This is a genomic window from Kitasatospora sp. NPDC002227, from assembly GCF_040296285.1.
Lineage (GTDB): Bacteria > Actinomycetota > Actinomycetes > Streptomycetales > Streptomycetaceae > Kitasatospora.
The window spans coordinates 1-13,953 of the sequence record NZ_JBEOWY010000061.1 but is presented as its reverse complement, the minus strand read 5'-3'; the positions used below and the strand labels follow the sequence as shown (position 1 = coordinate 13,953).

General features: G+C 72.6%; 10 protein-coding genes. 1 reads left to right on the top strand and 9 read right to left on the bottom strand.

The annotated features are described in order from the left end of the window. Positions 1-116: 116 nt before the first annotated feature. From ABT095_RS34120 to ABT095_RS34090, 7 genes are all read right to left on the bottom strand, one after another. A complete protein-coding gene (locus ABT095_RS34120; protein WP_350533450.1) occupies positions 117-1,160 on the bottom strand; it encodes an N-acetylglucosamine kinase in 1,044 nt (347 codons plus the stop codon). Positions 1,161-1,237: 77 nt separating this feature from the next. Next, on the bottom strand, positions 1,238-2,524 hold the full coding sequence (locus ABT095_RS34115; protein ID WP_350533449.1) for a 6-phospho-beta-glucosidase: 1,287 nt from the start codon (positions 2,522-2,524) through the stop codon (positions 1,238-1,240). Next, positions 2,524-3,411 carry a carbohydrate ABC transporter permease gene (locus ABT095_RS34110; protein WP_350533448.1) on the bottom strand — a complete coding sequence of 296 codons (888 nt, stop codon included), beginning with the start codon at positions 3,409-3,411 and terminating at the stop codon, positions 2,524-2,526. The genes ABT095_RS34115 and ABT095_RS34110 overlap by 1 nt, the downstream gene beginning before the upstream one ends. After that, complete coding sequence (locus ABT095_RS34105; RefSeq protein ID WP_350533447.1) at positions 3,411-4,379, bottom strand: carbohydrate ABC transporter permease; 969 nt, start codon at positions 4,377-4,379, stop codon at positions 3,411-3,413. Before ABT095_RS34105 ends, ABT095_RS34110 begins: the two co-directional genes overlap by 1 nt. A gap of 10 nt (positions 4,380-4,389) precedes the next feature. Beyond that, entirely contained in the window at positions 4,390-5,709 is a 1,320-nt protein-coding gene (locus ABT095_RS34100) for an ABC transporter substrate-binding protein (RefSeq protein ID WP_350533479.1), read from the bottom strand. A gap of 127 nt (positions 5,710-5,836) precedes the next feature. Then, positions 5,837-7,033 carry an ROK family transcriptional regulator gene (locus ABT095_RS34095; RefSeq protein ID WP_502885118.1) on the bottom strand — a complete coding sequence of 399 codons (1,197 nt, stop codon included), beginning with the start codon at positions 7,031-7,033 and terminating at the stop codon, positions 5,837-5,839. Positions 7,034-7,238: 205 nt separating this feature from the next. Then, a complete protein-coding gene (locus ABT095_RS34090) occupies positions 7,239-8,369 on the bottom strand; it encodes a mechanosensitive ion channel family protein (RefSeq protein WP_502885117.1) in 1,131 nt (376 codons plus the stop codon). A gap of 326 nt (positions 8,370-8,695) precedes the next feature. On the opposite strand from ABT095_RS34090, the gene ABT095_RS34085 reads away from it, so the two are divergent. Beyond that, complete coding sequence (locus ABT095_RS34085; RefSeq protein WP_350533445.1) at positions 8,696-9,319, top strand: HNH endonuclease; 624 nt, start codon at positions 8,696-8,698, stop codon at positions 9,317-9,319. Between the two features lie 91 nt (positions 9,320-9,410). On the opposite strand, the gene ABT095_RS34080 is transcribed toward ABT095_RS34085, so the two are convergent. Then, positions 9,411-13,286 carry a beta-N-acetylglucosaminidase domain-containing protein gene (locus ABT095_RS34080; protein WP_350533444.1) on the bottom strand — a complete coding sequence of 1,292 codons (3,876 nt, stop codon included), beginning with the start codon at positions 13,284-13,286 and terminating at the stop codon, positions 9,411-9,413. 199 nt (positions 13,287-13,485) lie between these two features. After that, entirely contained in the window at positions 13,486-13,842 is a 357-nt protein-coding gene (locus ABT095_RS34075; RefSeq protein ID WP_350533477.1) for a LamG-like jellyroll fold domain-containing protein, read from the bottom strand. Positions 13,843-13,953: the final 111 nt, after the last annotated feature.

Genomic DNA, 13,953 nt, shown 5'->3' with positions numbered 1-13,953 from the left:
GAGGGGCACTTGCACTATTTGGGGGCGCGAGGAACTGCGCGCTGCGGGAGGCAGCCCGCCGTCGTCTTCCGATCTCGCGCAGTTCCTCGCGCCCCCGAGCAGATGGTGCAACCGGCTCAGAGTGCCTTGGTGAAGGCGGCAGCAGGGCGGGCCGCGCCCGTGGACGGTTCCTCGTAGTGGGTGCGTAGCCGGGTCTGGGCCTCCGGGGCTGCTCCCAGGTGGTCGAGGCCGAGGAGGGCCGCTCCGAGGACGGGTGGGGCGATGACGATGCGGGGGACGGCGAGGGGGGCGGCGGCGGTGAGGCGGGTGCGGATGTTGTCGATCAGGAGGGGGTGGCGGGAGGCGAGGACACCGCCGCCCAGGACGACGGGGGCTTCGACGTCGAGGAGGTCGAGGCGGGTGAGGGCGATGACGGCGAGCCGGGTGATCTCGTCGGCCTGACGGTCGATCAGGTCGAGGGCGACGGAGTCGCCGGAGGCTGCCTCGGCGAAGAGCAGCGGGACGATCTCGTGCAGCCGGACGTCCTCGATCGCCCCCAGGTGCACCGCCTCGGCCACCGCCATGGTGCTGGGCCGGTCGAAGTGGTCGGCGATGGCGCGGGCCAGGCCGGTGGGTCTGCCCCGGCCGTCCTCGGCCCGGTGCGCGAGCCACAGGCTCTCCGCGGCCAGCCCGGCCCCGCCGCCCCAGTCGCCGGTGAGCATGCCGAGCGCGGGGAACCGCGCCGTCCGCCCGTCCGGCAGCAGCCCGACGCAGTTGATCCCGGCGCCGCAGACCACCGCGACCCCGAGCGGCCGCTCGGTGCCCGCCCGCAGCAGGCCGAAGGTGTCGTTGGCCACCGCGCTGCTCAGTCCCCACGGCTGGGCAGTGATGGCGGCAAGGAGCTGCTCCTCCTCGACGGGGAGGTCGGCGTTGGCCAGGCAGGCGCTGACGTGGCCGGCCAGCGGCCGCCCGCCGAGGGCGAGCCCGGCCTGGGCGGCCACGGCCGCGACCAGCGGGGTCAGGGCGCCGACCGCCGCCTCGGCGCCGACCCGCTGGGGCTGGAATCCGCCGCCCCGCGCGGTGCCGAGCACCTCGCCCGCCGTGCTCACCAGCGCGACGTCGGTCTTGCTGTTGCCGGCGTCGATGGCGAGGACGCCGGGGAGCTGTTCAGTGTGGTCCATCGGGTCTGGAGGTCCCTGCTCGTCACGTGTCCCGGCCGCTGCGGCCGGGAGGGGGTTGGCGCCCGTGCGGGCCTGCGTCAGGCCCAGGGGAGGTGCGCCTTGTTGTGGGCGAGCAGCCGGTCGGTGAGCTGCTCGGCACGGTCGAGCTGGCCGACCAGCGGGTGGGCGAGCAGCGCGTCGAAGACCCGGTCGCGCCCGCCCTTGAGGGCGGCCTCCAGGGCCAGCTGCTCGTACGCGGTGACGCTCGCGATCAGCCCGGCGTACAGCGGCTCCACCGGCCGCTGCGGCAGCGGGCGCACACCGTCCGGGCCGACCGACGCGGGCACTTCGATCACCGCGTCGTCCGGGAGGAAGGGGAGCACGCCGTCGTTGCGGGTGTTGACCACCTGGACGGAGGAGCCGCCGCCGGTGCCCAGCAGGGCCGCGATCAGCTGCACGGCGGCCTCGGAGTAGAAGGCCCCGCCGCGCTTGCCGAGCAGCTCCGGCTTGGTGTCCAGCGCCGGGTCGGCGTACAGCTCCAGGAGTTCGCGCTCGATCGCGGCCACGGCCGCCGCCCGCGAGCCCTTGACCTTGAGCTCCGCCACCACGGCGTCGTGCTGGTAGAAGTACCGCAGGTAGTAGGAGGGGACGACGCCGAGCCGGCGGATCACCGGGAGCGGCAGCAGCAGGTCCTCGGCGATCTCCTGGCCGAAGCCGTCGAGGAGTTCGGGCAGCACCTCGCGGCCGGTCGCGGCGCCCGGGGCGTCGAGCAGGGTGACGCCGCGCTCCCAGGTGAGGTGGTTGAGGCCGACGTGGTCCAGGCGGACCAGCTCGGGGTCGACGCCCAGGTGGGCGGCGAACTTGCGCTGGAAGCCGATCGCGACGTTGCACAGGCCGACGGCCTTGTGGCCGGCGGTCTGCAGCGCCCGGGTGACGATGCCGACGGGGTTGGTGAAGTCGACGATCCAGGCGTCCGGGTTGGCCCGGCGCACCTGCTCGGCGATGTCCAGCACCACCGGTACGGTGCGCAGCGCCTTGGCGAGCCCGCCCGCGCCGGTGGTCTCCTGCCCGACGCAGCCGCACTCCAGCGGCCAGGTCTCGTCCTGGTCCCGGGCGGCCTGCCCGCCCACCCGCAGCTGGAGCAGCACGGCGTCCGCCCCGGCCACCCCGGCCGTGAGGTCGGTGGTGGTGGTGACCAGGCCGTCGTGGCCCTGCTTGGCGAAGATCCGCCGGGCCAGGCCGCCGATCAGCTCGAGCCGCTCCGCGGCCGGGTCGATCAGCACCAGCTCGGCGATCGGGAGGCTGTCGCGCAGCCGGGCGAAGCCGTCGATCAGCTCCGGGGTGTAGGTCGAACCGCCGCCGACGATAGCCAGTTTGAGAGCCATCAGCCCTTGACCCCTGTCAGTGTCACGCCTTCGATGAAGGCCTTCTGTGCGAAGAAGAAGAGGATGATCACCGGGGCCATCACCAGCAGGGTGGCCGCCATGGTGAGGTTCCAGTCGGTGTGGTGCGCGCCCTTGAAGGACTCCAGGCCGTAGCTGAGCGTCCAGGCGCCGGGGTTCTCGCTGGCGTAGATCTGCGGGCCGAAGTAGTCGTTCCAGCAGTAGAAGAACTGGAACAGCGCGACGGCGGCGATGGCCGGCTTGGCCATCGGCAGCACCACCCGCAGCAGGGTGCGCAGTTCGCCGCAGCCGTCGATCCGGGCGGCCTCGATGTACTCCTTGGGGATGGTCAGCAGGAACTGCCGCAGCAGGAAGATCGAGAACGCGTCGCCGAAGGCCATCGGGATGATCAGCGGCCAGAGCGAGCCGGTCAGGTGCAGCTGCTTGGCCCAGAACAGGTACATCGGGATGACGGTGACCTGCGGCGGCAGCATCATCATCGAGATGACCGCCACCAGCGCCAGGTTGCGGCCCCGGAAGCGGAACTTGGCCATCGCGTAGGCCACCGGCACGCTGGAGACCACGGTGAGCAGCGTGCCCGCCCCGGCGTAGACCAGGGTGTTGCGCCACCAGGTGAGGAAGCCGGAGGTCTGCCAGACCTTCAGGTAGTTGTCCCAGTGCCACTCGTGCGGCCACAGGTCGGAGGTGAGCGCCTGCCGGTCGGACATCACCGAGGTGAGGAAGACGAAGACGAACGGCAGGACGAAGAAGAGCGCGGCGGCGATCGCCACGGTGTGGGTGGCCACCCAGTGCAGCGCGGCCCGGCGGCGGGCCACCCGGGCGGCGGCGGTCCTCGGCTGCCCGACGGGCAGGGAAGCGGTCAGGGTCATCAGTCCTCGCTCGACATGAAGCCCGACTTGCGGCGCAAGAGCAGGGAGGTGAAGGCCATCGAGATCGCGAAGAGCACGACGGCCACGACGCAGGCCGAGCCGGTGTCGAAGCGCTGGAAGCCGAGGTTGTAGACCATCTGCGGCAGGGTCCAGGTGGAGCCGTGCGGGTAGCCGGGCTCGAACTGCTGGCCGGAGCCGCCGATCACGCCGCTGGCGACCTTCCCCGCGACGATGGCCTGGGTGTAGTACTGCATGGTCTGGATCACGCCGGTCACCACGGCGAACATCACGATCGGCGAGATGTTCGGGAAGGTGACGAAGCGGAACTTCTGCCAGGGGCCCGCGCCGTCCAGCTCGGCGGCCTCGTACTGCTCCTTGGGCACGTCGAGCAGGGCGGCCATGAAGATGACCATCAGGTCGCCGATGCCCCACATGGCGAGCATGGTGAGGGCCGGCTTGGACCAGGTGGGGTCGGTGAACCAGCCGGGCTGCGGCAGCCCGAGCTCGCCGAGCAGGTGGTTGACCGGGCCGGTGCCGGGGTTGAGCAGGAAGGCGAAGGCCATCGTGGCGGCCACCGGCGGGGCCAGGTAGGGGAGGTAGAACAGGGTGCGGAAGAAGCCGACCCCGGTCTTCAGTCTGGTGATCAGCAGCCCGATGCCGAGGCCGAAGAGCACCCGCAGGGTCACCATCACGACGACCAGCCAGAGCGTGTTGCCCAGGCCCTGCCAGAAGAACGGGTACTTGGTGAAGACGTAGGCCCAGTTCTTCAGCCCGGTGAAGGTCGGGGCGGTGAACCCGTCGTACTTCATGAAGGAGAAGTAGACGGTGGAGACCAGCGGGTAGACGAAGAAGACGCCGAAGCCGATCAGCCAGGGGGAGAGGAAGGCCAGGGTGCGGGCCGTCTCCCGGCGGCGCTTGCGCTTCAGCGCGGGCGCCGCCGGGAGGGGCTTGGAGATCGGAAGTGCCATGAGGTGCCTGCTACTTGGCCTGGTCAACGGCCGCGTCGATCTCCTTGGCCGTCTTCGCGAGACCGCCCTGGAGGTCGGTCTGCTTGCCGGACTCGTAGTCGTAGCCGAAGTTCTGCAGGCTCAGCTGGTACGCCCCGCCGTTGACGGAGGCCGGGGTGGTGCTGGAGGCGGGGTTCTTCGCCACGTCCAGGAAGGTCTTGAAGTTCGGGTCGTTCAGCAGCTTCGGCGAGTTGAGCGCCTCGATGGTGCTCGGCACGTTGTGGATCGCGTCGGCGAAGCTCACCACGGCGTCGGTGTTCGTCGTCAGGTACTTGACGAACTCCCAGGCGGCGGCCTGCTTCTGGCTGGTGCGGGCGATGCCGATGATGGTGCCGGTCTGGTAGCCGCGGCCGTAGCTGGCGGCCTGGTCGTCCGGCACCGGGAAGGGCGCGGTGGCCCAGTCGAAGCCGACCTTGTCGGCGGCCAGCGAGGCGGTGCGCCACTCGCCGTCGATCGCCATCGCGACCTGGCCGGTCTCGAACGGGTTCTTGGCGCTCATCTCGTCGCCGAAGGCGGAGCGGAACTTCTCCAGCTTGGCGAAGCCGCCCAGCTTGTCGACCAGGCCCTTCTGCCAGGTGAACATCGCGGCGACCTTCGGGTCGGTGGCGATGTTCGACTTGCCGTCCGAGCCGAAGTACGAGGCGCCGTACTGGCCGAGGAAGTGCGCGGGGGAGGACTCGTAGCCGTGGAAGGTCGGCATGAAGCCCAGCTGCTTGTAGCCGTCGCCCTGGGCGACGGTCAGCTTGACGGCGTCGGCCTCGAACTCGCTGAAGGTCTTCGGCGGGTCGGTGATCCCGGCCAGCTTGAAGGCGGCCTTGTTGTAGTACAGCCCGTACGCGTCGCCCAGCAGCGGCAGCGAGCACTGGTTGCCCTGGAACTGCGAGTAGTTCAGCATCGCGGCCGGGAAGGTCTTGGCCGGGTCTATGCCGTCCTTCTTCAGGAACGGGTTGAGGTCGGCCCAGACCTTCGCCGAGCAGAACTTGCCGACGTTGTCGGTGGTGAAGGAGGAGACCACGTCCGGCGCGTCCGGGCCGCCCGCGCGCAGCGCCTGCTCGCTCTTGTCGTCGGCGATGTTGTCGACGACCTTCACGTGGATGTTGGGGTGCGCCTTCTCGAAGGCGGCGACGTTGTCGTTGATCGCCTTCTTCTCGTTGTCCTGGTTCCACCCGTGCCAGAAGGTGATCGTCACGTCCTTGCCGGGGGCCGAACCGTCCGTGCTGCCGCCGGAGCCGGTACCGGTGCAGGCGGTGGCGAAGAGGGCGATGACGGCGCCGGTCGCGGCGGCGAGCATCCGGCGGGATCTGCGGGGGGTGTGCACTGGAGGGTCCTCCTGGGGGTACGGGAGCAGGCTTCATCGCCCGTCGGCCCGTGCTGGGGGGATGGGAGTTGGTGCAGGGAGAACAGGTGGAGCGGAGAGGTCAGTGGGTGGAGAACACCGCTTCCCGAGCGGTGGCGAGCGCGCGTTGCAGCGCGCCGTGCAGGACGGGCGAGCCGGGCACGGTGCTGCAGCGCACCTCCGGCCGGGGGATGGAGATGTGGGCCAGGGCCTCCTCGACGAGCCCGCGCAGGCGGTCGCCGCCGGCGGTCGGGATGCCGCCGGAGATCACCACCAGTTCGGGATCGACCACCGAGGCGATCACGGCCAGCCCGACGGCGAGGCGCTCCGCCAGGGTCTCGAGGAAGCGGTCACCGCTGCCCGGGGTTTCGAGCGCGAGGGCGATCGCCTGCTCGGCCGTGGGCGCGGCCAGCCCGTGCTCCTGGGCCAGCGCCAGTACGGCGGGGCCGCCGGCCAGTTCCTGGAAGCCGCCGGAGTTCTTCCGGCGTTGCTTGTGGACCACCGGTGCGCCGGGCACCGGCATGTAGCCGACCTCGCCCGCGCCGCCGGTGAAGCCCCGGTGCAGCCGCCCGGCGATCACGATCGCCGCGCCGATGCCCTCCTCGACCCAGAGCAGCACGAAGTCCTCGCAGCCCCGGGCGGCGCCGGAGGACTGTTCGGCGACGGCGGCCAGGTTGACGTCGTTCTCGACGCTCACCGGGGTGCCGAACGCGGCCGTCACCTCGGCGAGCAGCCGGGGCGAGTGCCAGCCGGGCAGGTGCGAGGCGTAGCGCAGCTTGCCGCTGGCCGGGTCGAGCGCGCCGGGCACGCCGACCACCACCTCGCGCAGGCTGCCCGGGGCGAGCCCGGCCGCACGGACGGTCTCGGCGACGGCGGCGGCCGTGCGCTCCACCGTCTCGGCGGCGGGCCAGCCCTTGGTCACCGCGGTGTGCTCGGCCAGCACGACGCCGGTGATGTCGGCGACGGCCACCTTGACCCGGGCCGGGGTGACGTCGAGCCCGGCCACGTACCCGCAGGCCGGGTTCACCTGGTACAGCTGCGCGTTGGGCCCGGGCCCGCCCGCCGTGGTGCCCACCGGCTCGACCAGCCCGGCCGACTCCAGCCGGGCCAGCAGCTGGGAGGCGGTGGGCTTGGACAGGCCGGTCAGGCTGCCGATCTGGGTGCGGGAGAGGGGGCCGTTGGCGAGCAGCAGCTCCAGCGCGGCGCGGTCGTTGATGGCGCGCAGCAGGCTCGGCGTCCCGGCGAGGGGGGTACGGGTGGTGTCGGTCACAGGCCGCATCCTCCTCTGTCGCCGGCCGGGCCCACCGGGCGGGGCCGTGGCGGCCTCTCCGATGAACTGTTAGGAAACTTTCCAATCGCTTCGAGAGGAAGGTAGATCCCGCGTCAGCGCAGTGTCAATGACCCGGTGCGCCCTGGATGCCGAAGCGTTACCGGAAAGCAGTGAGCCCCGCCTCGGGGGCGGGGCTCACCGGGCGGTCGGGCCGTCAGGGGCGGTCCTCCGGGGCCGGCGCCGGGATCGGCTTGGTGGCCAGCGAGCGGGCCGAGGCCGGATCGGCCAGCACCGAGGGCGCGGCCGTCTCCACCGCCGGGGCGGCCGCCACCGCGACCGGCTCCTCCTTGAGCTTGACCCCGGCCAGGTCGAAGGCCGTCTTCAGCCGCTGCCGCAGTGCCCGCCCCACCAGCGCCGACTTGCCCGGCGTGGTCCGGGCCTCGACCCGCAGCACCACCGAGTCCGCCGCGACCGACTCCACGCCGAGGATCTTCACCCGGCCCCAGATCAGCTCGTCGTACGGGGTCTCCTTGCCCAGCTGCTCGGCCGTCTCCCGGATCAGCCCCTCGACCCGCTCCAGGTCCTCCTTGTAGCCGACCTGGACGTCCACCGAGGCGGTGCTCCAGCCCTGGCTCATGTTGGCGATCCGCTTCACCTCGCCGTTGCGGATGTACCAGATCTCGCCGCCCGTGCCGCGCAGCTTGGTGACCCGCAGGCCGACCTCGAGGACGGTGCCGGTGGCCACCCCGGTGTCGATCTCGTCGCCGACGCCGTACTGGTCCTCCATGATCATGAAGACCCCGGAGAGGAAGTCCGTCACCAGGTTCCGCGCGCCGAAACCGATCGCCACACCGGCGACCCCGGCACTGGCCAGCAGCGGCGCCAGGTTGACCCCCAGGGCGGACAGCACCATCAGCGCGGCCGTGCCCAGGATGCTGAAGGAGGCCACGCTGCGCAGCACCGAGCCGATCGCCTCGGAGCGCTGCTGGCGCCGCTCGGTGTTGACCACCCCGCTGTTGGCCAGCAGCCCGCCGAGCCGGCCGAACTCGGCCTCGGTCTCCGAGTGCCGGGTCATCCGCCCTATCAACTGGGTGATCAGCTTGCGCACCACCGCGCGCAGCACCAGCGCCAGCACCACGATGAAGACGATCCGCAGCGCGCCCTCGACCCAGCTCTGCCAGTTGGCGTGCAGCCAGCCGGCCGCCTGCCGGGTGGTGTCCGTGACCTCGCTCGCGCTCGTGGGCACCTTGAGGTCCAGCCGGGGCAGCGGATCGGCGGGCAGGGGGCTGGAACTCGGACTCGGGCTCGGAGAGGCTTCGGCGAGCAGGCCGGTGGCGCGGAACACGTACGGACCCTTCCTGGGGCAGGCGGCGCGGAACACGGCCCGGACCCGGAGGAACGGAGCCGTCCGGCCCAGCTTAGGCCCTACGGCGCGTCACCCTTTCCGGTGCCGGTGCTGGACGAAACGGCGGAAAGGGCCGGGCCGGTGGTGCATCCTGGCCACTGCCTGGGCATACCGGGTATGACAACACCTCCATACAGGTCCGTTACACAGGAGTGGTGGCGCCTCACTGCACGGTGAGGCGACACTGATGGTGATCGCGGCGGAAGCCGCGGTCAACCGCTCGTCCCGGCGCGAGCCACGCGCCGCAGGCGTCCAAGGAGGCCTCCGTGCCGCATGTCCTGGTCCTCAACGCGTCCTACGAGCCGCTCGGCGTCGTTTCCATGCGCCGCGCGCTCATCCTGGTCCTCAACCACAAGGCGGTCAGCCTGGAGGACTCGGGAATCACTCTGCACAGCGCCACCAGCGCCGTCACGGCGCCGTCCGTCGTCCGACTGACCCGCTTCGTGCGAGTCCCCTTCTGCGGGCCCGTCCCGCTCACCCGCCGAGCCCTGTTCGCCCGTGACCACGGGCGCTGCGTCTACTGCGGGGCCGCCGCGACCAGCGTCGACCACGTCATTCCGCGCAGCCGGGGCGGCCAGCACCGGTGGGACAACGTGGTGGCGGCCTGCCGCCGCTGCAACCACACCAAGGCCGACCGCCACCTCACCGAACTCGGGTGGCGGATGAAGCACGCCCCGGCCCCGCCCAGCGGCCTGGCCTGGCGCATCATCGGCACGGGCCTGAGAGACCCGCGCTGGCGTCCTTACCTGGAGCCGTACGGCGGCATCGAGCAGTTCCGCGAGTACGAGCACCACGACCATCCCGACCACCCCGTCGCCCACCAGGCCGCCGCCGTGCGGTCGCACTCCACCACCCACCGCGGTGAGCAGCCGGAGCCCCTCTCCGCCTGAGCCCCGCCCGATCCGAACGGGCCTGCCCCATCGGTACGCCTCATGGGCCGCCGTTGCACCCCCTCAGCGGGAGCAACGGCGGCCCGCCGTCTTACCCGGCCGCGGTGCCCGGGGTGGGCTGGGTGCCCGGCAGCAGCGGGGGCAGGGAGGGCAGCGGCAGGGAGGGCAGCGGCAGCGCCGGGGGCGCGGGCGGCTGCGGGACCGCCACGGCGTACGCCTCCACGCCCCAGAGCGAGTAGCCGTACTTGGTCGCCCGCGAGACGCCCTGGACCCGGACGTACTGGGTGCCCGGCGCGTCGAAGTGCACCGTCTCGGTGCCGCCCCGCCCGTCGTCCACCTTGGCCACGGTGGTCCAGTGGGTGCCGTCCGCCGAGGTCTGCACCTGGTACGCCGAGGCGTACGCGTCCTGCCAGTGCAGCACCAGCGAGCCGAGCCGGACGGGCTGCGCGAGCTTCAGCTGCACCCAGGCGTCGTCCTTGGCGGGGGAGGACCAGCGGGTCTTCTGGTCCCCGTCGGCCACGGCCGAGGCCGGGAAGTCCGCGGTCTCGTCGCCGGAGGAGGAGGCCGTCGAGCCCGGGGCCAGGTCCGCACCGCCGGTCGGCGGCACCACGTGCACCTGCAGGGTCTGGCGGACGGTCACCGAGCCGACCGTGAAGCTCAGCGGCACCTGGTACGTGCCCGACGGGGTGTCCGGCGCCGCCGTCAGCTGCACCGGAGCGCCCACCTGGGAGCCGCGCGGCACCGTCACGGCGGCCGTCGGCGTCACCGTCAGCCCCTTGGCGGCGGCCGGGACCTCCGCCTTCAGCTCCCCGGTGGCACCCTCCGGGCGGCCCGACTCGAGCACCGCCTTGGTCTGCACCGGGGTGGCCTGCCCGGCCACCACGTCGAGGGCCGGGTCGCTCAGGCTCAGCCGGGCGGCGGGCGTGTCCGCGTACCAGGGCACCACCTGGTTGACCACCGGCGGCTCCCCGCCCGGGGCCCAGAGCAGCCGCATCGCGTCCACCGCGCCCGGCGCGGGCAGCTCGTTGTACCCCGGCTGCACCGTGCCGACGGCCGCCCAGGCACCTGCGCGGCGCACCTCGAGGGTCGCGGTGGCCCGCACCGAGGGGTCGGTCAGCACCGTCACCCGGTCCATCGGCCGGGCCGCGCCCAGCTCGATGGTGAGCGGGGTGTCGGTCGCGGCCGGCGCGGCGGCGGCGCGGTAGGCGGTGTCCGGGTTGCCGTCGAGCACCGAGGCCGGGCCCGAGCCCGGCAGCGGGGCCGGGCCGCCGGAGACGGTGGCCACGGTGTCGCCGGGGGCGGTGATGCTGAAGTCCCGCACCGCCATCCCGGTCTTCTGGCTCGCGGTGGCCCGCAGCCGGACGGCCTTGGCCACCGTGCCGGGCGGGGCGGTGGCGGTGACGTTCTTCTGGTTGTGCACCTTGGCCAGCTGCTTCCAGCCGCCCTCGCCGGTGGTGTACTCGAGCACCCCGTCGTGCAGGTAGTCGTCGGCCGCCGAGGCCGCGTCCGGGCCGTTGCCCCAGGAGCCCATCAGCACGGTGACGCTGCCCAGCGGGCGGCCGGGGCCGAGGTCCAGCCCGACGGCGTCGCCGGTCTGCGGCGGGGCGGAGCTCCAGTAGAAGGTGTCCGGCGCGTCGTCGGTCATCAGCGCGGCGGCGTGGTCGTGCGCGGTGCCCAGCGTGGTGGTCGGGGCGACGGCGCCCGTCTTGACCCCCGACCAGCTGTCGGCCTCGCGCAGCGCGCGGTCCAGGAAGGCGTCGAGCACGCCGGCGCCGACGGTGGCCGTGCCCTGCGCCAGCTGCGCGCGCAGCTGGCGCAGCGCCACCCGGGCCTGCCAGGCCTTGGCGCCGTCACCCCCGTGCTGGGCCAGCAGCATGTCCACCGCCGTCTGCCCGGCCCGGCCGTACGCGCTGAGCCGCGCCAGCCAGGGGGCGGTCTCGGCCCCGATCTCCTGCTGCCCGAGGGCCTGCTGGGCGCCGGCCATGGTGGTGAACGCGTCGCGGACGGGGGCGGCGGCCTTGGTCAGCCCGGCCAGGTCCGGGGTCGCGTTGCCGCTGGCGTCGAGGGCGGCCCAGAAGTGGTCGAGCAGCGGCGTCAGGTAGCCCGACTCGGTGGCGGCCAGCGGCGACGACTGGCTGTTGCCCGCGAGCGCGGTGAGCGCCGCCAGGGCGGCGTCCGAGGTGGTCTGCGTGCGCAGCGCCGCGCGCCAGGAGTCGGCCGGGCGGTAGCCCGCGGGGTTCCAGGCGAAGTCGGCGGCCGTGGCGAGGGGGACGCGGGAGGCGACGGGCTGGCTCATCGCAGCCGTCACCAGCGCGGCCGAGCGGCTCGCCACCTCCGTGTCGCGCCCGCCGTACGCCCCGAGGAAGAGCCGGTCCGGCGCCGAGTCGTTGGCGGGGTAGCTGTCCAGCGTCATCAGCGGGTGGCCCAGCGCGGCGGCCGTGTCGGCGACCTGCCCGGTGGTGATCTTCGCGGGGAAGACCGCCCCACCGCTCCAGGCGATCTGCACGTCCTTGGGCAGCGCGGCGGTGAGCGCCTTCCGGTACGGCGAATCGCCCGAGCGCTGGTACTCCGTCGGCACCACGCTCAGCGGCGCCAGCTCGGGGTGCCTGGCCTGGAACCTGTCCCGCACCTTCGCGACCAGCGCCGCCTGCGCCTTGGCCGCGGCGGCCGGGCCGGTGCCGAAGTTCTTCCGGTCCACCGAGCAGTGCCACTCGGTGTAGCTCACGTCGGTGAACTGCAACTGGAAGGCGCCGAAGCCGAGTTGGCGCAGCTGCTCCAGCTTGGCGACCAGCGCGTCGGCGTCCTTGGCCGAGCTGTAGCAGAGCGACTGCCCGGGGTCGATCGAGTACCCGAGCGTCACGTGGTTGGCCCTGGCCCGGTCGCCGACCTGGCGCAGCTGGGCCGCCTGCCCGTCAGGGTAGGCGTCGCGCCAGCGGGAGAGACGGTACGGGTCGCCGCCAGGGGCGTAGAGGTAGAAGTTCTGCTTCGTCCGGCCGAGGAAGTCCACCTGCTCCAGGCGCTGCCGGGTGCTCCACGGCTCGCCGTAGAACGACTCGGCCAGGCCGCGCAGCGGCGCGCCGCTCGGCCAGTCCCGCACCGTCACGGCGGGGATCGCGGTGCCGGTGTCCGTCGGGGCCAGCAGCTGCCGCAGGCTCTGGACGGCGTTGAAGGTGCCGGCCTGGTCCACCCCGGCGAGCACGATCGCGCCGAAAGTCCCCTCCAGCGTCGGGAGTTGGCCGGTCGCCAGCAGGTACCCGCCGCTCGGCAGGCCGGTGAAGGACGGGCCCTGGGTGTCCTTGTCCCCGGCGGCCACCGACAGGTCGCGCAGCGCCCGGTCCGCCGTCCCGTCGGCGCCCTCGGCGGGGCCGCCGACGTACACCACCAGGGCTCCGGTGACGGGGGTCTGCGACTGGGTGCTCTGCTCGGTGATCTCCGTCGCGCCCGCCTCGCGCAGCACGTCCTTCAGCGCGGCGACGGCGGGGGCGTCCGCCTTGTCGGCCAGCACCAGAGCCACGCTCTTCGGCACCGTGACGGGGGCGCCGCCGGTCTGCATCTCCTGCGGCTTCGGGTAGATCTGAGGCTTGGTCAGGCTTCCGGTGGGGGTCTGCTGCCCGGGCGTGGTGCTGCTGCTCACGGCCTGGCCCACTGCAGCTGTGGCGTACCCGGGCGCGCTGACCACCAGCCCGCCCACCACGGCCGCCGCCGACAGCGTCGCGGCCAGCTGCAGCGCCCGCCGCCTCGGCCCGCGCCGCCGCTCGGCCCGCACCGACTCGAGCAGGGGCTCCGTCCCCTTCAGATCCGCGATCAGCCGGTCCGCCGTCTTCGGCGCCCACTGACGCGCCGTCCGCGCCGTCACCCGCCGCGCCGCCAGCGCCGCCGGATGCCCCAGCACCTCCCGCAGCGCCGCACTCCGCTCGACCGCATCCCGCAGCCGCCGACCAGCAACAACGGACACCCGCGCCTGCACCAGGAGCCTCCTCGCAACCCGCTCGCCAGGCTCCTCATCCCACCGGTTGGCAGGTCCGGTGTCAACGGCACTGCGACGTATGTCTGGTTTGTCCTCTGCGAAGATCTGGTGCTCCCCCGGCACGCCGGTGGTACGCGCACGGCCCGCCCCTCGCCTGACGGCGAGGGGCGGGCCGTGAAGGTGCTGTGCCGGGGTCAGATCACTGGTTGCGGTAGACGGTCGCCACCTGGTCCTTGGTCAGCGTGTAGGGGTAGACACCGACGCCGGCGATGCTGCCTGTCGTCTGGTTGTTGATGGCGGTGTTGGTCTTCACCGCGCCGATGGTCAGCGGACCGGTGGCGTTCCAGGTGTTGCTTGCCGAGTTCGGAACGTTGGCGGTCCCGACGAGGGAGCCGTTCACGTAGAGCGAGACCATGCCATCGGTCGTTCCCGGATCGTAGGTTCCTACGAGGTGAGTCCACTCGGTGGTGGTCGCCTGTCCAGAGGCGCTCTGGGCGATGTACTGAGGAGCGCCGACCCTGTCGCCGCCGGTCACCAGGAACGCCCAGGCGTTCAGGGCCTTGTTGTACTGCAGTGTCCCGCGTCAAGCAGTTGGCAGGTTTTCGGGTTCGGGAAAGTTGGGGACGAGCGGGTCCGCGGCGCCGGTGTGGACGTCGTGGGGCCGGTT

Excerpts from the sequence above, each read along its gene's own strand:
- ABT095_RS34120 (WP_350533450.1), bottom strand. The coding sequence starts at position 1,160 with ATGGACCACACTGAACAGCTCCCCGGCGTCCTCGCCATCGACGCCGGC.
- ABT095_RS34115 (WP_350533449.1), bottom strand. The coding sequence starts at position 2,524 with ATGGCTCTCAAACTGGCTATCGTCGGCGGCGGTTCGACCTACACCCCG.
- ABT095_RS34110 (WP_350533448.1), bottom strand. The coding sequence starts at position 3,411 with ATGACCCTGACCGCTTCCCTGCCCGTCGGGCAGCCGAGGACCGCCGCC.
- ABT095_RS34105 (WP_350533447.1), bottom strand. The coding sequence starts at position 4,379 with ATGGCACTTCCGATCTCCAAGCCCCTCCCGGCGGCGCCCGCGCTGAAG.
- ABT095_RS34100 (WP_350533479.1), bottom strand. The coding sequence starts at position 5,709 with ATGCTCGCCGCCGCGACCGGCGCCGTCATCGCCCTCTTCGCCACCGCC.
- ABT095_RS34095 (WP_502885118.1), bottom strand. The coding sequence starts at position 7,033 with ATGCGGCCTGTGACCGACACCACCCGTACCCCCCTCGCCGGGACGCCG.